The organism is Martinezella lusitana (genome assembly GCF_014207095.1).
In the GTDB taxonomy this organism is placed as follows: domain Bacteria; phylum Pseudomonadota; class Alphaproteobacteria; order Rhizobiales; family Rhizobiaceae; genus Rhizobium; species Rhizobium lusitanum_B.
The window spans coordinates 403,696-422,224 of sequence record NZ_JACHBG010000002.1; the positions used below are offsets into that span (position 1 = coordinate 403,696).

At 59.1% G+C, this 18,529-nt stretch carries 18 protein-coding genes; 10 read left to right on the forward strand and 8 right to left on the reverse strand.

What is annotated here, in order from left to right; genetic code table 11:
• Positions 1–10 precede the first annotated feature (10 nt).
• Both GGD46_RS06485 and GGD46_RS06490 read right to left on the reverse strand, forming a co-directional pair.
• The gene (locus GGD46_RS06485; RefSeq protein ID WP_184702905.1) at positions 11–577 is read right to left on the reverse strand and encodes a hypothetical protein; all 567 of its coding nucleotides are present in this window, start codon (positions 575–577) and stop codon (positions 11–13) included.
• Between the two features lie 198 nt (positions 578–775).
• A complete protein-coding gene (locus GGD46_RS06490; protein WP_184702906.1) occupies positions 776–1,801 on the reverse strand; it encodes an RluA family pseudouridine synthase in 1,026 nt (341 codons plus the stop codon).
• 50 nt (positions 1,802–1,851) lie between these two features.
• Here GGD46_RS06490 and GGD46_RS06495 point away from each other — a divergent pair, with 50 nt between their 5' ends.
• Positions 1,852–2,229 carry a hypothetical protein gene (locus GGD46_RS06495; RefSeq protein WP_184702907.1) on the forward strand — a complete coding sequence of 126 codons (378 nt, stop codon included), beginning with the start codon at positions 1,852–1,854 and terminating at the stop codon, positions 2,227–2,229.
• 10 nt (positions 2,230–2,239) lie between these two features.
• Positions 2,240–3,070 carry a TrmH family RNA methyltransferase gene (locus tag GGD46_RS06500; protein ID WP_184703230.1) on the forward strand — a complete coding sequence of 277 codons (831 nt, stop codon included), beginning with the start codon at positions 2,240–2,242 and terminating at the stop codon, positions 3,068–3,070.
• Between the two features lie 37 nt (positions 3,071–3,107).
• On the opposite strand, the gene GGD46_RS06505 is transcribed toward GGD46_RS06500, so the two are convergent.
• Positions 3,108–4,301 (reverse strand): hypothetical protein, encoded by a 1,194-nt coding sequence (locus GGD46_RS06505; RefSeq protein WP_184702908.1) that lies wholly within the window; start codon positions 4,299–4,301, stop codon positions 3,108–3,110.
• 182 nt (positions 4,302–4,483) lie between these two features.
• Positions 4,484–5,095, reverse strand: a complete 612-nt coding sequence (locus GGD46_RS06510) for a DUF1134 domain-containing protein (RefSeq protein WP_184702909.1) — start codon at positions 5,093–5,095, stop codon at positions 4,484–4,486.
• Between the two features lie 305 nt (positions 5,096–5,400).
• Between GGD46_RS06510 and chpT the strand changes: the two genes are divergently transcribed.
• The gene (gene chpT / locus GGD46_RS06515; RefSeq protein ID WP_184702910.1) at positions 5,401–6,048 is read left to right on the forward strand and encodes a histidine phosphotransferase ChpT; all 648 of its coding nucleotides are present in this window, start codon (positions 5,401–5,403) and stop codon (positions 6,046–6,048) included.
• 203 nt (positions 6,049–6,251) lie between these two features.
• Positions 6,252–6,614, forward strand: a complete 363-nt coding sequence (locus GGD46_RS06520) for a PleD family two-component system response regulator (RefSeq protein ID WP_184702911.1) — start codon at positions 6,252–6,254, stop codon at positions 6,612–6,614.
• Positions 6,615–6,750: 136 nt separating this feature from the next.
• Here GGD46_RS06520 and ctrA read toward each other — a convergent pair whose 3' ends face one another.
• Positions 6,751–7,452 carry a response regulator transcription factor CtrA gene (ctrA, locus tag GGD46_RS06525; RefSeq protein ID WP_004116994.1) on the reverse strand — a complete coding sequence of 234 codons (702 nt, stop codon included), beginning with the start codon at positions 7,450–7,452 and terminating at the stop codon, positions 6,751–6,753.
• Positions 7,453–7,893: 441 nt separating this feature from the next.
• Between ctrA and GGD46_RS06530 the strand changes: the two genes are divergently transcribed.
• Complete coding sequence (locus GGD46_RS06530) at positions 7,894–8,250, forward strand: flagellar export protein FliJ (RefSeq protein ID WP_184702912.1); 357 nt, start codon at positions 7,894–7,896, stop codon at positions 8,248–8,250.
• 227 nt (positions 8,251–8,477) lie between these two features.
• Here GGD46_RS06530 and GGD46_RS06535 read toward each other — a convergent pair whose 3' ends face one another.
• The 3 genes from GGD46_RS06535 to cysQ form a co-directional block, all read right to left on the reverse strand.
• Positions 8,478–8,759 carry a GNAT family N-acetyltransferase gene (locus tag GGD46_RS06535; RefSeq protein WP_184702913.1) on the reverse strand — a complete coding sequence of 94 codons (282 nt, stop codon included), beginning with the start codon at positions 8,757–8,759 and terminating at the stop codon, positions 8,478–8,480.
• A 336-nt stretch (positions 8,760–9,095) separates the two neighbouring features.
• Complete coding sequence (locus tag GGD46_RS06540) at positions 9,096–9,371, reverse strand: DUF1153 domain-containing protein (RefSeq protein WP_004107124.1); 276 nt, start codon at positions 9,369–9,371, stop codon at positions 9,096–9,098.
• A gap of 292 nt (positions 9,372–9,663) precedes the next feature.
• Positions 9,664–10,458: a 3'(2'),5'-bisphosphate nucleotidase CysQ gene (cysQ, locus tag GGD46_RS06545; RefSeq protein WP_184702914.1), complete on the reverse strand. Its 795-nt coding sequence runs from the start codon at positions 10,456–10,458 to the stop codon at positions 9,664–9,666.
• 328 nt (positions 10,459–10,786) lie between these two features.
• Between cysQ and GGD46_RS06550 the strand changes: the two genes are divergently transcribed.
• From GGD46_RS06550 to GGD46_RS06570, 5 genes are all read left to right on the forward strand, one after another.
• Positions 10,787–12,037, forward strand: coding sequence for a sarcosine oxidase subunit beta family protein (locus GGD46_RS06550; RefSeq protein ID WP_184702915.1), 1,251 nt, complete (start codon positions 10,787–10,789; stop codon positions 12,035–12,037).
• 13 nt (positions 12,038–12,050) lie between these two features.
• The gene (locus tag GGD46_RS06555) at positions 12,051–12,329 is read left to right on the forward strand and encodes a sarcosine oxidase subunit delta (RefSeq protein ID WP_184702916.1); all 279 of its coding nucleotides are present in this window, start codon (positions 12,051–12,053) and stop codon (positions 12,327–12,329) included.
• Positions 12,326–15,283, forward strand: coding sequence for a sarcosine oxidase subunit alpha family protein (locus GGD46_RS06560; RefSeq protein WP_184702917.1), 2,958 nt, complete (start codon positions 12,326–12,328; stop codon positions 15,281–15,283). Before GGD46_RS06555 ends, GGD46_RS06560 begins: the two co-directional genes overlap by 4 nt.
• Before the next feature lie 7 nt (positions 15,284–15,290).
• Positions 15,291–15,845, forward strand: coding sequence for a sarcosine oxidase subunit gamma (locus GGD46_RS06565; RefSeq protein ID WP_184702918.1), 555 nt, complete (start codon positions 15,291–15,293; stop codon positions 15,843–15,845).
• 219 nt (positions 15,846–16,064) lie between these two features.
• Entirely contained in the window at positions 16,065–18,491 is a 2,427-nt protein-coding gene (locus tag GGD46_RS06570) for an FAD-dependent oxidoreductase (RefSeq protein ID WP_184702919.1), read from the forward strand.
• The last annotated feature ends 38 nt before the right edge of the window (positions 18,492–18,529 follow it).

An 18,529-nucleotide genomic window follows, 5' to 3' on the forward strand; every position in this document is an offset into this window, starting at 1 on the left:
TTTAAAAACTCTATTGTTCGCAACGAGCTAATAATAATGGCACGCCATCATTGGTGGTCATCAGAACATTTTGTGAGAGCGGGATAACGGTCACCACCTGATTTGCGTTGTGCAAGGTATTCGCCAGAAAAAAATCTCTCTGTTTCTCGTAGCCAAGCGAGCTGTAAAGCTTGAGATCCGTCTCGAAATCCTTTCTGACATTATATTGCGCTCCACTATCACTGATGTAGACGTCTTTTACCGATCTTCCTCCAGCATTGCTCTCAACGGAAAATGAATACTCCGACAATCTGGTGAAAGTGACGGGATTGTCGCGGCAATTCTTTGCCAGCTCCTCCTGATCTGCGCTTCGACGGGAGTCGGATGCAAACCAAGTCCATCGACTGTTGGTGACCAACCCCATCAACATCTCGCGGCGCAACTTTGCGACGGCGGTGGGCATGATATCGGGCGACACTGGAAAATAAAACTTTGCCTTTGCTTGCCGAAACTCGTCCAGATGCTGCGCCGACATTGCTGGATTCGCGAAAACGGCGGTCAATAGGACTACCAATGGGACTGCAAGAACCGACCGCATCATCTTCTCCCTCGAATGGTCTTTCACATGGCGTGTTATTGTCCGCATGTCATGCGATGCATGCCAGCGACGGTGGATTCGGGCAACCTGGAGATGTAGCGGAATTGGAGACAGGCCTGCGGTCTGTTTTCGATGTTGCTGCTGCGCGCAGATCTATATCCACCGGACAGCGATCGAAATTGCGGACGGTGTGTTTCGCTATCCCCTGAGCGCTGCCACCAACTCCTCCATATCATCCGGCAGGGGCGCTTCGAAGTGCATAATCTCGCCGGTGCGGGGATGTTCGAACTGCAGCATATAGGCATGCAGCGCCTGCCGGGTGAAGCGGTTGACGACCTGCTTGGCCGGCTCCGGCAGCAGATTGGCCTTGGTCTTGAAGCCGCCGCCATAGACCGCGTCGCCCAGCAGCGGATGGCCGATATGGGCCATGTGTACGCGGATCTGGTGCGTGCGGCCGGTTTCGAGATGGCAATCGACCAGCGAGGCGAGGGCGATTGCATCCGCCCCTTCGTGGAAGCGCTCCAGCACTTCGTAATGCGTGATGGCTTCGTCGGCATCCTGGGAGGTGGGACGCTTGACCGCGCGGCGCGTGCGGTCAACGCTCGAGCGCCCCAGGGGGGCGTCGATGGTGCCGATGAGCTGGCGCGGACGACCCCAGACGATGGCCTGATAGGCGCGCTCCAGCGATGTCGTTCGGCCGTGGTCGGCAAACTGCAGCGACAGATGGCGGTGGGCGACATCGTTCTTGGCAACGACCATGACGCCGGTCGTGTCCTTGTCCAGCCGGTGGACGATACCCGGCCGGCGCACGCCGCCAATGCCGGAAAGGCTATCGCCACAATGATGGATCAGCGCGTTGACCAGCGTGCCCGTCCAGTTGCCCGCTGCGGGATGAACGACAAGCCCGGCCGGCTTTGAGATGACGATGATGTCCTCATCCTCGTAAAGCACGTCGAGCGGGATATCTTCGCCCAGTGGCGTCGGGTCCTCGGGCTCAGGCAGGGTGATCTCGTAGGTGTCGCCGGGGCGCACCTTGCGCTTGGCATCGGTCACTGCCTCGCCATTGAGCAATACGGCACCTTCCTTGAGCATCGCCTGGACGCGATTGCGGGAAAATTCCTTGCCGAACTGGGCCGTCAGCCACGCATCGAGCCGTCCTTCGGCGTTTTCATCGGCGGTTAGGACTTTTCTATTGTCCGCGGCTTCTTTAAAGGGGTCGCTCAAACGTATTTCTCCGGCGCTCAAGGGCGCTCTCAATCAGTAAGGACGCATCGATGACGAATCTCGAGCCAGAAGATCAAGAGGAAAAGCCCCTCGATCCGGCCCTGGAGAAAGTCCGACGCAAGATGATCCGCCTGCAGATCGTTTCCGCGGCTGTCATGGTGGTGAGCCTTATGGCTGTCTTCGGCGCCGTTGTCTACAAGACGATGAAGCAACCGGCAAAGCCGGCGAGCCAGACGAGCGCCAATATTCCTTCGGATGCTCCGGCTGCCGTTCAGGCACTGTTGCCGGCCGGCTTCACCGTCCAGTCGACTGCGCTATCGGGAAATCAGGTGCTGTTTTACGGTACGCTCGCCAGCGGCCAGAGGCAGGCCATCATCTTCGATTATGCCATTGGCCGCATCGTGACGACCATATCCCTGTCGAACTGACGGCATCATGATGACGAGCGACCGGCTCATCGAGATCACGCATCCCGACGATCCCCGTATCGCCGAGTTCCGGGATATTCGTGAGCGCGATCTGACCGGCCGAGAGAGCCGTTTCATTGCCGAGGGGACGGTCGTGCTGCGACTTCTTGCCGGAGCGCATGCGGCGCAGGGAGAATTCGTCGCGGAGAAAGTGCTGCTGCTCAGGAACCGCGTTTCAGGGCTCAGCGACATCATCGATGCGTTTCCGGCAGATGTTCCAGTCTATGTCGCGACCTCGGAGGTGCTCGATGGCATCGTCGGGTTTCATCTGCATCGCGGCGTTCTGGCGCTTGGTCGCCGCAGGAGCGAGATCGAACTTGGCGCTTTTCTCGACCGCTTGCCGCAGCAGGCGCTTGTGCTTGCCGGCTGTGGCATCTCCAACCACGATAATATGGGTTCCATGTTCCGCAATGCGGCGGCCTTCGGGGCCGATGCGGTACTGCTCGACGAGACGTGCTGCGACCCGCTCTATCGCAAGGCGCTGCGTGTCTCGGTCGGTTCGATCCTGACCTTGCCTTATTGCCGGCAGTCGAGCGACCTCGACCTGCTGGCCGCAATGGCCGATCGCGGCTTTGCGATCTGGAGCCTGTCTCCGCAAGGCGAGGTGGATATTCGCGATGTGCCGGCCCGCGAGCGCATGGCGCTTGTCGTCGGCACGGAGGGGGAGGGGTTGCCCCAGAGCATCCTGTCCGCCTTCGGCAGCGTGCGTATTCCGCAAGCTCCCGGTCTGGACAGCCTGAACGTTGCGACCGCCAGCGGCATTGCACTTTTCGAGATGGCGGCGCGGATCAAGCGGATCTAAGCGTAACGCCTCGTGCCCGTCAGGATATTTCCGCCCACTACGGATGCTTTGGCAACAGGGCTGCCACCCTGTCGGCAAGGCTGACGCGCGAGCCAGCTTCGGCAGGGCCTCTATCCTTGGAAAGAAGGTCGATGATGGGCGAAGTGTCGCCTTCCTTGAGGGCCGTCAACGCCACCATGTTGGCGGCAATCGTCGCAATTTCCTCGCGTATGGCTTCTTCATGTGCCGGCGAACGTGCCTTCACCAGTCGGTCCGAAAGGGCGGCGGCCCGATTGCGAGCCTCTTCCGTCATTTGGGCGATATCGTCTTCCACTGTTCGTTCCGGTTCGGCCGAGTTCGTTTGATTGTCGGCCGTATCCTTGATGGCCGATATAGCGGACAATTTAGGCGTTTTTGCCGACTTTCTGGGTGGGGTGATGCCAGCGCTACGCAGGAGCTTGTTGGCTTCTCTCGATTCCTTGACGGTTGCTTCGAGGCGTTCCTTCAAGCGCGCCATGTCCTGGGCGTGCCGCGCGATCGCGGTTTCCTTGTCGGCGTTGCCGGCGATTTCGCGATTCAACCGCTCTTCCAGCCGTTTGTTCTTGTCGCTCTCCTGATGCAGCGCCTGCTCGGCCTCCGCCGCACGCAGGCTCGCCGTGCTCAGATCCTGGCGCAGCGTCTCGCGCTCATCCCGCAAGCCATTGATGCGCAGCTTCAGGCTTTCGATCTCAGTTTCGCGCGTTGCGAGGTCGATTTTCAGATTATCGGCGTCGGCGGCCATCTTGGTCATGCGCTTACGCAGGCCGTCGATATCGGCTTCCTTCTCGGCACTTGCCTGTTCGGCTGCGTGAATGCCCGACTTCAGCTGACTTATGTAGCTCTCCTCGCGGCGCAAGCGCGAGCGCAGCTCACCCGCTTCCACTTCCAGGTCGTCGATGCGCGTCTGCAGCTCGGTATTGCCGCTGACGAGTCGGCTGGCTTCCTGCTGCAGCTTGCCGTTATGGATCCGCAGCGCGACAGTTTTGTCTCGCTCCTGCGTCAGAGCCTGCTCGGTTCTGGCGTTTTCGGCGGCAAAGAGTGCGCGGGCCATATCCTTCTGCGCCCGCACTTCCTGAGGGCTCAGCGGCATGGTCGCCTTCAGGCGTTTTTCGGTGAACCAAACGATGCGGCGATGGATTGCCGGCGCAATGAGAAAGACCAGAAGCGCGGCCGTCAGAAAGCCCAATCCGAACAAAAGAGCAAATTGAATCACGACGCGGCCAGTATCCTGGGGTTATTTTCGATCTCGATGAAATGAATAATCATGGGCAGGCTACATGGGCAAGCGTTTAAATCAGATATGGTTTATCGCTGCGGGCCGGATTTACTGAAAGAAAAGGCCCGCAAACTGAGCGGGCCAAAGCTGCGGCTGCCTGGGAGCGGGTATTATACGGCTTAGAAGGGATTCCAGGTCGGATTGGGCGTAACCTTGAGGTAGCCCATGTTGATGCCGAGGCGTGCACCAAGGCCGGTGCGGATAGGAACAAGCACAACATTGTTGTTCTTGAGTACCGTCATGCCGAAGCCGGCCACCACGAAGGCCTGGCCGCTGACGCCGCCAAAGCGGGTGTAGACGCTGTCGATGCTCGGCAGATCGTAGACCAGCATCATCACGCGCGTGCCCTGGCCGCCATAGTCGAAACCGAGCGACGGACCCTGCCAGTAGAGCGAATGCTCGCCGGCGTTTTTTGTGTTCAATTGTCCTTCGCCATAGGTCAGGCCTGCAAGGAATGCGCCGGAGCCTTCCTCGCCGAGAATGTAGCCGTTCGGCAGGCCGTATTGCTGGAAAGCCCGTTCGATGACCTTGGCGAGACCGCCGCTGGTGGAGCCGAAGAAGGAATGGCCGGCATCGACGATTTCCTGGGCTGAATAGCGATTGTTGGGCGCGGCGGCGGCCTGACGGACCGGGAATGTGAAACTCACGAATGCGGCAATGGCCAGGATCAGGCCTAGGCCGAGCGTCCTGGTGCCGGGGCTTGGCATTCTCTTCAGGAATTCATAGCGCATCAAAGTCATCCGTTCATCATGGTCGGTGCGAAAGGGGGCAGATGTGGGACACATTCGTCTGACTGCGCCACATGTCGTTCGCCTCCTCCTTCAGACCGTTACGCCCTTCCATCGCAGGACGATTCGCGTGCGAAAAGGTCTGATGGTGATGAATGCATTTTGCGTCTATGGTCTTAACAATCGGTTTACCAAATATGGTGTCATTATGGCGTTCGGTACAGCGCCTGTGACAACCCTCGGGCAACCTTGCTATGGCAACGTGCAATCTACTGTGTTTCGCCTTGTCAGCATTCAGGAGACAATGAATGTCGAAGAATCCAAACCTCACTCTGACCGGACCGGATCTGGCCGCGCTGCTGTGCAGCCGCGTCTGCCATGATGTGATCTCGCCGGTCGGGGCGATCAACAATGGCCTGGAGCTGCTCGACGAGGGCGGTGCCGACGCCGATGCGATGGATCTGATCCGCACCAGCGCGCTCAATGCCTCGGTTCGCCTTAAGTTCGCCCGTCTCGCTTTCGGTGCCTCCGGCTCGGTCGGTGCGTCGATCGATACCGGCGAAGCAGAGCGTGCGGCGAAGGATTTCGCCGCCGCGGAGAAGAAGACCGAAGTCAGCTGGGTCGGCCCGCGTGCGATCATCGCGAAAAACCGCGTCAAGCTGCTGCTCAATCTCTTCCTCGTTGCCTATGGCGCGATCCCGCGCGGCGGCAATATCGAGGTGACGCTGGAAAATCCCGAGTTGGATGCCAAGTTCACCATCACCGCCAAGGGGCGGTTGATGCGTGTACCGCCGAAATTCGCCGAAATCTGCTCCGGAGCTCTGGAAGAGGCAGTCGATGCCCACTCCATCCAGCCTTACTACACGGTGCTTCTGGCGGATGAGAGCGGTATGGAACTCTCCTACAACGCGACCCCGGAAGTGTTGACCTTTATCGCTCAGATACCGACCGAGTAGACGGATCGGTGCGTCTGTATTTTTCGGCCCGCATCCAGATCCTGGTTGCGGGCTTATTATTTCGTGCAATGCCCTTGACGTAAAATCTTATGGTTGTCCGCGCAATTGATAATGTAGTGGTAACGAATCCTTAGCATGCTGGTCCTATCGTTCCAATTTGATGTCGCCGTTCAACGACGGCTGATGGTGCCAGGGAGTTCTAGATGCAGCGGTTCATGATAACGGACGCTTCGGATGTCGTGCGCAAGGTCGGCAAACGAATCCTGTCCGAGCTGGATTTCCTCGTGAGCGAAGCAGGCGATGCCCAGGAAGCGCTGATGCGCTGCCAGGCCGAGATTCCGGACTATCTGATCGTTGACGCCGGTATGGAGGGCGCGCTTGAGCTCATCTCCAACATTCGTGCCATGCCGAACGGCAAGGACGTTAAGATCTACTACTGCGTCATCGAAGCGGATCTGCGCAAGCTGATGGCCGGGAAGCGGGCAGGCGCCACGGATTTCCTGCTGAAGCCCTTCGATCGCAAGATCCTGACGGCCATATTCGGCAATCGCGCCGTCGCTGCCTGAACTTAGAAAACACCGTTGCAGGTATGACAGCCGTCCTTTGGGGCGGCTTTTATTTTGCCTGCAGTCAGCGCCAATAGAAAATCCCGCCCACGGGGCGGGATTCCAAAGCATGGCGGTATTTGACGGGGAGGCGGCTTTAGGCGCTTTCTGCGAAATCGTTGCTGTCAGGCTCGCGCAGCACGTAGCCGCGGCCCCAGACGGTTTCGATGTAGTTGGCGCCGCCGGCTGCATTGGCAAGCTTCTTGCGCAGCTTGCAGATGAAGACGTCGATGATTTTCAGTTCGGGCTCGTCCATGCCACCGTAGAGATGGTTAAGGAACATTTCCTTGGTGAGCGTCGTGCCCTTGCGCAGCGAGAGCAGCTCGAGCATCTGGTATTCTTTGCCGGTCAGATGAACGCGCTGGCCGCCGACTTCGACGGTCTTGGCGTCGAGGTTGACGATGAGCTCGCCGGTCATGATCACCGACTGGGCATGGCCCTTGGAACGGCGGACGATGGCGTGAATACGGGCAACCAGCTCGTCCTTGTGGAAAGGCTTGGTCATGTAGTCGTCGGCGCCGAAGCCGAGGCCGCGAACCTTGTCCTCGATGCCAGCCATGCCGGAGAGGATGAGGATCGGTGTCTTGACTTTCGAAAGGCGCAGCGTGCGCAGCACTTCGTAGCCCGACATATCCGGAAGGTTGAGATCCAGAAGAATGATATCGTAGTCGTAGAGCTTTCCGAGATCGACGCCTTCTTCACCGAGATCGGTGGTATAGACGTTGAAACTTTCGGATTTGAGCATCAGTTCGATGCTCTGCGCTGTCGCGCTGTCGTCTTCAATTAATAGAACCCGCATAATTGTCCCCTTTACCGCCGCCGAAAGGTCGTCAGCCCCCTTACGCGATACCGATCAAATCACTGCTTGATTTGGAAGCTGCCATGCAATGGTTAACAAATTCTGATTCACTCTGGCAAGTCGTATCGAATTTATTAAATAATTTTTCCATTGCACTGTTTTCCAACGACAATCAGTAAAATCGACTCCTAAAGTATCGCGTTAAGAACCCACGCCAAGTGATTCATCCGACTCATCAATGCCAACATGTCGAATTCCGACCGAAACATTTACCGAGCCTTAAATCATTGCGCCTATCATTAACGATGCCCGTAAACGAAAGGTTACCAGCGGTAGGCATTTATTAATATCGCTGGAAATTTTTTTAACCAAGCCGTCTCAAAGCGGCTCGGCGGGTGAGAATATCGAGAGCCGGGGTCTCGCATCACGGGAGTAATGCGTATGAAGTCACGTGAGAGCCTAGTTCGCCTGAAAGAGTTTCAGGTGAACGAAAAACGCCGTCAGCTGCAGCAGTTGCAGATGATGATGGCGGAATTTGACCGTATGACAAAGGATCTGGAAAGCCAGATCGTGCTGGAAGAGAAAAAGTCCGGCATTGCCGACCCGAACCACTTTGCGTACCCGACCTTTGCCAAGGCCGCCCGTCAGCGTGCGGACAACTTGCAGGTGTCGATCAGGGAACTCCAGGTTCAGGAAGAGGCATTGGAACACTTGCTTGAAGACATGCAGGCCGAGTATGCCAAGGCTGCAGCGCTCGAAGAGCGCGACGGTTCGGGGCCGGCAAGGGCACGCGCCTGAGGTCGCAAGCCCGTCGTCCTCTTTCGATCCAGGCATCATTCCATTCCGACACGGGGCCTATCTTGGAATGTGCGGGATCTGATCGAAGCGGCACAAAAGCCGCGCATGACCGGCCTTGAAGAGGCCGGCCATGCGGGGCTTTTTGTATTTGCAGACCTGTTTTGATGCACGGGGCGCAATGCCCGGTGCATCATCGTGGGTCCTGTTAATGCAATTGCGGGGTTCGTTTAGAGATTAACGACGTCGCGCCAATCGTCGTGGCGCTGAGCCTGTCCCTTGAAAAACGGGCAGAGCGGAATGATTTTCCAGCCACCGCGGCGTGCTTCTTCGACGGCGTGGAGGGCAAGCGCCTGGCCGACCCCCTTTCCACGCAGGGCATCCGGCACACCCGTATGATCGACGATGATCAGCTTGGCAGAGGTGCGGGAAAAGGTCATTTCCGCCTCGTGGCCGTCGACGGTCGCGACATAACGGCCGCCCGATGCGTTGTTTTCGTTGCGGATATCCATGACTTTCTCCCTTGTCGTCTCCAGGGCATTTCCAGGAAAATTGCGTGGTGGTTTCCCGCCTGGAATGCGCAGAACTATAAGACCGAGCGGTTTCGCGATTCACAAGGCAGCGGAAATGCTCTGTTGTCTCAAGGATTGCATGAGCTCCGTCATCTGCCAACCATCGAGATTGTAAACGGATTGTCTCCGAGCTGAAGGAGGAAGCGCTCTTGTGTCGGGGGAGGCCTTGTTCATGAGATGTGGCCGCCTTAGGTCAAGCTAATCAACAATTCGGGCCTCTGTTCCGTTGGGAAGAGGCCCGAAAGAAAGATCAGAAAGGTGGTGCTGTCGCTGCTGTCAGTGGCGATACTGTTGTATGCGCGTCGTCCGAAGGCCGGCAAGGCCATGGGTATTGATGGACGACTGCCAGGAGAGGAACTCTTCGACGGTCAACGTATATCGTTCGCAGGCTTCTTCCAAGCTGAGCAGACCACCACGCACGGCGGCGACAACCTCTGCCTTGCGACGAATGACCCAGCGGCGCGTATTCGGCGGCGGAAGGTCGGCTATCGTCAGCGGGCTGCCATCGGGGCCGATGACATACTTCACTCGGGGACGTATCATTTCGGTCATTGGACTCTCTACACACACTCAAGACCACGAGAGGCACTCTATCTTGCCACATTTAAAAATTGCCTAAGCACGTAGTAAGACTTTGCTAAGAATTTTAAGGAATGTGGCCGGTGGGTGATTTGCCGATAACCGGACGCGCGGAGAAGCCGCTAATTCCCTGTTATTTCGGGAGAAACAGGCTTTTCTCTATTATTTTTTGTCAGTGAAAACTTACGCTTTTGAGCAAGAAAATGCCGCCGCCGTGCTGCTGCCGGTTGCACAAAAGATGCGGTTTCTTTCGAAGAAAATGATCTTATGCGTGTACGGCGTTCTTCTTTCCGCCCCAGCAAATGAAGTGCGGGTTTGCAAAGTCGCTATCGGCAAGCTGGTCGATCTTGCCGTAGGCGAGAGGATCGCCGTCTGCCGTCAGCGTGACGCCGCCGGCCGCGCGCAGCACGGCGTCGCCGGCCGCCGTGTCCCACTCCATCGTGCGGGCAAACCGCGGATAGACATCGGCCTTGCCCTCGGCGAGCAGACAGAATTTCAGCGAGGAGCCGATCGAGGTGCAGGCGGAAACGTCGTTATGCGTCAGAAAGCTCTCTGTTATCGAATTGCTGTTGCAACGGCTGGCAAGTGCCATCAGCTTGTCCGGCCGTTCGCGCACCGCGATGGTCAGGCGATCGGTGATGGCAAAATGTTCATCGACGATCAGTTTGCGGGCTTTCCCCGGTTCGCCTGTGAAAGCTATGCCAAGGGCAGGGGCATAGACGATGCCGGCGACAGGTGTGCCGTTCATGATATAGGCGATATTGACGGTGAATTCGTCGCGATGTTCGATGAATTCACGCGTGCCATCAAGCGGGTCGACCAGAAAGAAGGAACGTCCGCGAATATCCGGGATCCTGCCGGCTGAAACCGATTCCTCGGCTATTGCCGGAATACTGGGAAAGTCGCGCGCCAGATGCTCGAGAATAATGTGCTCTGCGCGCTCGTCCGCGATGGTGACAGGGCTCATGTCCTGCTTGAGAGCAACAGCATAGCCCGCGCGATAGACCTCCAATATGGCCTTTCCCGCTTCGAGTGCTGCTGTTTCGAATGTTGCAAGCATCTGCCTGTTCGTCTTCCGCGCTCTGTCTTTGCGCTGCAAGTGTCCGGACCTTATAGATAGGAAGTCGCAAACACGGAGTTTAGAGCTGATATAATCCGGCTCCGTATGGCTTAGCGCCCGGGCGGCCCTTTCGCAACAAGGCTCTGCATCCCAGCGTTGCCAGCACGCCCCTCGATCAGTGAGCGTGTCGTTTGAGTGACAATCGCTCATTGCGCGTGCGCAATCTGCATAGAAGATGTTCTGTTTGCGAAGCTTTTTCGCTTTTTCGGGACTTGTCGTTTTTATTGCATGTGCGAATGTGCGGCCGGGGTAGCATCGGGATGAATGCATGCGATATTCGGCATATCAGCTTCTAAAACAGGCGTTTTCGGGCAATCGTCACTGGCAGCCGGTATGGCGGACGCCGGAGCCCAAGCCGCATTATGATGTCATCATCGTCGGTGGCGGCGGACATGGACTGGCTACGGCATATTATCTCGCCAAGGAATTCGGCATCACGAATGTTGCGGTGCTGGAAAAGAGCTATATCGGCTCCGGCAATGTCGGCCGCAACACGACGATCATCCGCTCCAATTATCTGCTGCCCGGCAACGAGCCTTTCTACGAATTCTCGATGAAGCTCTGGGAAGGACTGGAGCAGGATTTCAATTATAATGCCATGGTCTCCCAGCGCGGCGTCCTCAACCTGTTCCATTCCGATGGCCAGCGTGATGCCTATGCCCGGCGCGGCAATGCCATGCGCATGCACGGCGTCGATGCGGAGTTGCTCAATCGCGAGCAGGTTCGCCGGATGATGCCCTATCTGAATTTCGACCACGCGCGCTTTCCGATCCTCGGCGGCCTCTTGCAGCGGCGCGGCGGCACAGCGCGGCACGATGCCGTCGCCTGGGGCTATGCACGCGGCGCCGACAGCCGGGGCGCCGATCTCATCCAGCAATGTGAAGTGATCGGCATCCGTCGTGAAAACGGCATCGTCACCGGCGTTGAGACCAATCGCGGCTTCATCGGCTGCAACAAGCTGGCGCTTGCGGCCGCCGGCCACACGTCGATCCTCGGCAATATGGCCGATCTGGAACTGCCGATCGAAACCCATGTGCTTCAGGCCTTCGTTTCCGAAGGGCTGAAGCCTGTCATCGACAATGTCATCACCTACGGCGCGGGACACTTCTATATATCGCAGTCCGACAAGGGCGGTTTGGTCTTCGGCGCCGATATTGACTACTACAGCTCCTATGCCCAGCGCGGCAATCTCGCCACCGTCGAGCACACGATGGAGGAGGGGGTGGCGCTCATCCCCGGCCTGTCGCGCGTCCGCGTGCTGCGCACCTGGGGCGGCGTCATGGACATGAGCATGGATGGCTCGCCGATCATCGACCGTACCCCCATCGAGAATCTCTATCTGAATTGCGGCTGGAACTATGGCGGCTTCAAAGCGACGCCGGCCTCGGGCTTCTGCTTCGCGCATCTGATCGCCAAGGGCGAGAGCCACGATGTCAGCCGCCTCCTGCGTCTTGACCGCTTCGAGCGCGGCTTCGCGATCGACGAAGGCGGCAAGGGTCCGCAGCCGAACCTGCATTGAGGGCACAATACCAATGGCAAGCTTGATCAACTGCCCGCATTGCGGCGTGCGACCCAAGGAAGAATTCTCCATTCGCGGCTCGGCGTCCGTCGCCCGCCCGGCGCCGACAGCGCCGGATGAAGACTGGAATCGCTATGTCTTCGTTCGTGACAATGAGCGCGGTCGGATCCAGGAGTACTGGCATCATAGCGCGGGATGTCGCCGCTGGCTCGTCGTCGAGCGCAGCAATGTCACCCACGAGGTCTTTTCCGTTACCGATGCCGAGGACAAGGCGAAGGAGGCGGCGCGATGACGGCTTATCGTCTCTCGACCGGCGGTCTCGTCAATCGCAGCCGCCCGCTGTCCTTGAAATTCGACGGTAAGGAGATGAGGGGGCTGGAAGGCGACACGCTCGCTGCTGCTCTTCTCGCCAATGACCAGCTGCTTGTCGGCCGCAGCTTCAAGTACCACCGACCACGCGGTATTCTGACGGCAGGATCGGCCGAGCCGAATGCACTCGTCACCATTGGCAAGGAAGGCCGCACCGAGCCGAACACGCGCGCCACCGTCGCCGAGCTTTATCAGGGCATGACGGCGGTGAGCCAGAACCGCTGGCCATCGCTGAAATACGATCTGGGCTCGGTTAACGGCCTGCTTTCGCCCTTCCTCGGTGCGGGCTTCTACTACAAGACCTTCATGTGGCCCGCCGCCTTCTGGGAGAAGGTCTACGAACCACTGATCCGGCGTGCTGCCGGCCTTGGCAAGGCTGTCATGCAGGCCGATCCGGACCGCTATGAAAAGGCCTGGGCGCATTGTGACCTGCTCGTCATAGGTTCTGGGCCTGCGGGTTTGATGGCGGCCCTGACGGCAGCTCGTGCGGGTCTGCGTGTCGTACTGGCGGATGAAGGCTTTCGTCTGGGCGGTTCGCTGCTGTCGGAAAGGCTGACAATCGCCGGCACGTCCGCCGATGCCTTCGTGCAGACGGTGCTGGACGAACTGCAGAGCTTCGAGAATGTGACGCTGATGCCGCGCACGACCGTGTTCGGCTGGTATGACGGCAACGTCTTCGGCGCGGTCGAAAAGGTGCAGAAGCATGTGGCGATGCCATCGCCGGATTTGCCCGTCGAGCGTCTCTGGCGCATCGCAGCCAAGCGCGCCATCCTCGCTTCCGGCGCTGAGGAGCGGCCGCTGGTGTTCGGCGGCAACGATCGTCCAGGCGTCATGATGGCCAGCGCTATGCGCAGCTATCTCAATCGCTATGGCGTTGTTGCCGGCCAGAAGGTGGCGGTCTTCACCAATGGCGGCTCCGGCTACCGCACGGCTGCCGATCTTGCGGCGGCTGGCGTTGAGATCGCGGCCATCCTCGATACCCGTGCTGCATCCGCCGATGCGACGCCTCAGGGCGTTCGCGTGGTTCATGCGGCAAGCATCCATGCGACCAAAGGCAAGTACCGTATCAGCGGCGTCATCGCCGATCGCGGTGGCCTCGATGAGTTGATTGCTTGCGACGCGCTTGCCATGTCGGGTGGCTGGTCTCCGATCATCCATCTTGCCTGCCAGCGTGGCGCCAAGCCGGTCTGGTCGGATGAAAAGCAGGCCTTCATGGCGCCGCTCGTGGGCGGCGAGCTGGAGATCGCCGGCTCGGCCGCGGGGATTGAGAGCGTTTCCGGTTGTCTTGCCGATGGTGTGGAAAAGGCTCGGCTGGTCGTCGAAAGTCTCGGTCGTACGGCTCATGCGGCAGACTTGCTCGAAGTCGAGGGCGAATATGATCCCTCCTTCGCGGCGATCTGGCATGTGCCGGGCGCGAAGGACAAGGCATTCGTCGACTTCCAGAACGATGTACATGCCAAGGATCTGGGCCTCGCTCTGCGCGAAGGCTTCGGTCATGTGGAGCATGCCAAGCGCTATACGACGAGCGGCATGGCGACGGACCAGGGCAAGCTCGGCAACGTCAATGCCGCCGGTATCATTGCCGGCATGCGTGGCGTCAGCCCCGCCGCCGTCGGCACGACGACGTTTCGGCCGTTCTACACGCCTGTTTCCTTCGGGGCATTGGCCGGTACGGCACGAGACAAGCACGCGCAGCCGGTCAGGGAATCGCCGCTGCATGGTTGGGCGAAGAAGAATGGCGCGAGCTTCGTCGAAGCCGGCCTCTGGTATCGTTCCTCCTGGTTTGCCCGGCCGGGTGAGAAGGGCTGGCGCGACAGCGTCGACCGCGAAGTGCTGAATGTGCGCAACAGTGTCGGTCTTTGCGACGTGTCGACGCTCGGCAAGATCGAGGTCTTCGGCAAGGATGCGGCGGAGTTTCTCAATCGCCTCTATTCCAATGCGTTCCTGAAGCTGCCGGTCGGCAAGGCGCGCTATGGATTGATGCTGCGTGAGGACGGCATGGTCTTCGACGACGGCACGACGAGCCGGCTAACGCCGGATCACTTTTTCCTGACGACCACGACGGCAATGGCCGGCGAGGTGATGACGCATATGGAATTCTCGGCGCAGACGCTCTGGCCGCAGCTCGACGTCCGCTTCGTTTCCTCTTCCGATCAATGGGCGCAGATGGCGATTGCCGGGCCGAAGGCGCGGCTGGTGCTGGAGCAGATCGTCGAGGACGATATATCCGATGCGTTCTTCCCATTTCTCGCAGCCGCCGAAGTCATGCTGAAGGGCGGCCTGAAGGCACGGTTGTTCCGCATCTCCTTCTCGGGTGAGCTTGCTTACGAACTTGCCGTTCCGGCCGGCTACGGCGAGGCCGTCGCGGATGCGATCATGGAAGCCGGCAAGTCTCACGGCATCTGCGCATATGGGGTCGAAGCCCTCAACGTGCTGCGCATCGAGAAAGGCCATGTTACCCACAACGAGCTGGATGGTCGGACAACTCCCGACGATGTCGGCCTTGGAAAAATGATGTCGGCCCAGAAGCCGGATTTCATCGGCAAAAGATTATCGACGCGTTTCGGTCTGACTGCGGCCGATCGCGGGCAGCTCGTGGGACTGAAACCGCTCGACACGACGAAGGAGATCCAAGCCGGCGCGCATCTTCTGAGGGAAGGTGCAAGGCCGTCGACAGTGAACGATCAGGGGCATGTGTCCTCAGCCTGCTTCTCGCCGGTTCTTGGTCATTCCATCGCATTGGCCTTCCTGAAATCGGGCCGCGAACGGATCGGCGAACATGTGGTCGTCTGGGATGGGCTACGCGGCGAAGAGGTGCCGGCGGAGGTCTGCAATCCGGTCTTCGTCGATCCTGATAACAAGAAACTCTTCGGGTGAGGGATCGATGAGCGTCGCGTTTCAAAACAGACATGTGCTGGAAGATCATATTTCCGGCTTCGAGGCTGCCGCCAATCCGAATCATCTCGCCGTCGTTCGCAGGCCCGCCATCTTCTCCGTGCTCGCAAAGGCCGGCGATGAAGACTGGGTTCTGGCCGGGCTGAAGGTGATCGACGATGTTTCCGTCCGCAACGCAGGACCGAGGGAGTGGCTTGTGGTCTCCGACACGCTCGGCTCTGAAAGTGTGGCGCGCGATCTCTTCGGGCTCGATCCCGCCAAGGTCTCGTTTTTCGAGCAGAGCGATGGTCGCGTGCTGCTTCGCATCTCCGGTCCCAACGTCCGTCGCATTCTCGCCAAATGCGTGGCTGTAGACCTGCATCCGCAAGTCTTTGCCGAAGGACAGTCTGCCAACATGCTGTGCTGTCATGTCAGCGCCAATGTCGCCCGCACGGGTGCCGATCGCTTCGAAATCATCGTGCCGCGCTCCTATGCCGGTAGCGTTTTTGAAGAGATTATGGAGATGGGGCGGGAATTCGCCCTGACAGCCGCCTTCGTCGACTGAAAAGCGTGATATTGCCGGACCGGGGAGGTCTTGCCGATCGGTTTGGGTCTCCGCACGATAATGGCGCGATCCGAACAATTGCCATGGCGCAAACAGACATATCCGTTTCGCAGTTCGGGCTATTTGGCTTGTCGGATAGTCTCTAGGTTTCCTCTCAAATGCGGTCGGTCGCGCGGGAAGACACCCGGCGGCTTCGTGCCGAAAACAGGGGATTCCTAGATGAAAAGCCATGCCAAGGTCGTCGTCATCGGTGGCGGTGTCGTCGGATGTTCGGTGCTCTATCACCTGACGAAATTCGGCTGGACGGATGTGGTGCTGCTCGAGCGCTCCGAGTTGACATCCGGGTCGACCTGGCATGCCGCGGGCGGCATGCACACGATCAATGGCGATCCGAACGTTGCCAAGCTGCAGAAGTACACGGTCGAGCTCTATAAGGAGATCGAGGAATATTCCGGTCAGGACATCGGCCTGCACCTGACCTCCGGCCTGATGCTGGCGGCGACGCCGCAGCGCTTCGACTGGCTGAAGTCCATCCTCGCCAAGGGCCGTTATAATGGCCTGGAGGCGACGTTGCTGACGCCGAAGGAAGCGCATGAGATGATGCCGCTTCTCGACCCAGATCAATTCGTGGGCGCTCTCTATGACCCGGTCGAGGGCCATCTCGACCCCTATGGCACGACGCATGCCTATGCCCGCTCGGCCAAGAAGAACGGTGCCGAGATCTATCTGCATACCAAAGTCGAGGAGCTGGTGCAGCGTGAGGATGGCTCCTGGCGCGTCATCACCAACCAGGGTGAGATCATCGCCGAGCATGTCGTCAACGCCGCTGGCCTATGGGCGCGCGAAGTCGGCCGCATGGTCGGGCTCGAGCTGCCCGTGCTCGCCATGGAGCACATGTATCTCATCACTGAGGACATGCCCGAGGTCATCGACTTCAACAAGACGACGGGCAGGGAGCTGATGCACTGCGTCGATTTCGACGGCGAGATCTATCTGCGCCAGGAACGCCAGGGCATGCTGATGGGCACTTATGAGAAGGCCTGTCGCCCATGGTCGCCGGTGACGACGCCCTGGGATTTCGGTCACGAGCTTCTGGCTGAAGATATCGAGCGCATCACGCCGGAACTGGAAGTCGGTTTCCGTCACTTCCCGGCCTTCAACAATGCCGGCATTAAGAAGATCATCAACGGCCCTTTCACCTTCTCTCCGGATGGCAATCCGCTGGTCGGCCCCGTGCGCGGGCTTCGTAACTATTGGTCAGCCTGCGCCGTCATGGCCGGCTTCAGCCAGGGTGGCGGCGTCGGCCTCGCGCTCGCAAACTGGATGATCTACGGCGATCCGGGCTTCGACGTCTTTGCGATGGACGTCTCCCGCTATGGTGACTATGCGACGCTCGCCTATACGAATGCCAAGGTGCGCGAGAATTATGCCCGCCGCTTCTCCATCCGCTATCCGAACGAAGAGCTGCCGGCGGCCCGTCCGCTGCTGACCACGCCGATCTACGATAGACTGAAGGAAGCCGGCGGCGTCTTCGGCGCCTACTACGGCCTTGAGCAGGCGCTGTGGTTCGCTCCGAAGGGCGAGGTCGATCAGTTTTCCTGGCGCCGTTCCAACGATTTCGACGTCGTCGGCGCGGAAGCCAAGGCAGTGCGCGAGAGCGTTGGCCTGATGGAGACCTCGGGCTTTGCCAAATATTCGGTCAAGGGACCTGGGGCAGAGGCCTTCCTCGACAGGTTGCTCACCTGCCGCATTCCGGCCGTGGGCCGCATGACGCTCGCGCCGATGCTCAAGCATGACGGCAAGCTCATCGGCGATTTCACGCTGGCAAAGCTCGGCGAGGGAGATTTTCTTCTCATCGGCTCCGGCATTGCCGAAGCCTACCATATGCGTTGGTTCGAAAGCCTATTGCCGAAGGACGGCTCGGTCGAACTCCAGGCTCTTGGCCTGTCGCTTCTCGGCCTCTCGATCGCCGGCCCGAATGCCCGCAAGCTAATGCAGAAGCTGACCCATCAGGATCTTTCGACCGCAGAATTCCCGTTTATGTCGATTCGCCGCATGGATCTCGGCATGGCTCCCGCTATCGTCGGGCGTGTCTCCTATACGGGTGATCTCGGCTACGAAATCTGGATGAAGCCGGAATATCAGCGCTATATTTACGACCTGCTGATGCAGGAAGGTGCCGAATTCGACATTCGACTTTTCGGTCTGCGAGCGCTGAATGCGCTGCGTCTCGATAAATCCTATGGCAGCTGGTCGCGCGAATACCGGCCGCTCTATGGGCCATTCGAGGCCGGCCTCAACCGATTCGTTGCGCTGACCAAAGACGCTGATTTCATAGGCAAGGCAGCTGCGGCCAAGGAAAAGGCCGAGGGCGGCACGCTGCGGCTGCGCACGTTTATCCTGAGTGCGCGGGATGCCGACGTTATCGGCGATGAGCCGATCTATCACAACGGTGCCGTGTGCGGTTGGGTGACGTCCGGCGGCTACGCCTATGCGTCCGGCCTCTCCGTGGCCGTCGGCTATGTGCCGAAGGAGATCGCCGATGAAACGCAGGGTTGGTCCATCGAGCTGCTTGGCGAGCTGCTGCCGGCAAGGCTGCAGGCCGAGCCATTGTTCGATGCCGATGGCGCACGCATGCGCGGGTGATGGCAAGGCATCACGGAGAAGGTGGCGGGTCCCTAACC